A 322-nucleotide genomic window follows, 5' to 3' on the forward strand; every position below is an offset into this window, starting at 1 on the left:
CGGCCACTGGCCCGACTACGAGACTACGCTCCTGGTGCCGGACCCGAAGATCATCTGCTGCACGCCGGCGATCGGCGAGAAGATCAAGTCGGCGCGTGACCTGACGAAGTTCACGCTGCTCGACACCGTCAAGTCGAAGCGCCTGTGGCCGGACATATTGCGGCACCTTGGCGTCGAGCTGACAGATGGCGACCGCAGCATCAGCTTCGACGACGCGGCGACCATGCGTCGGGCGACCCTGCAAGGCATCGGCGTCGGCCTGGTTTCCGTCATCGACGCCGAGGAGGATTTCCGCTCCGGCGCGCTGGTCGCGCCGATCGGC

Annotated in this window: 1 protein-coding gene; it reads left to right on the forward strand. The window is 66.5% G+C overall.

Annotation, left to right across the window (positions count from 1 at the left end):
- The coding region (locus tag EN807_RS33835) for a LysR substrate-binding domain-containing protein (RefSeq protein ID WP_246684528.1) at window positions 1-322 on the forward strand (322 nt) is incomplete at both ends.

Source organism: Mesorhizobium sp. M5C.F.Ca.ET.164.01.1.1 (assembly GCF_004792125.1).
In the GTDB taxonomy this organism is placed as follows: domain Bacteria; phylum Pseudomonadota; class Alphaproteobacteria; order Rhizobiales; family Rhizobiaceae; genus Mesorhizobium; species Mesorhizobium wenxiniae.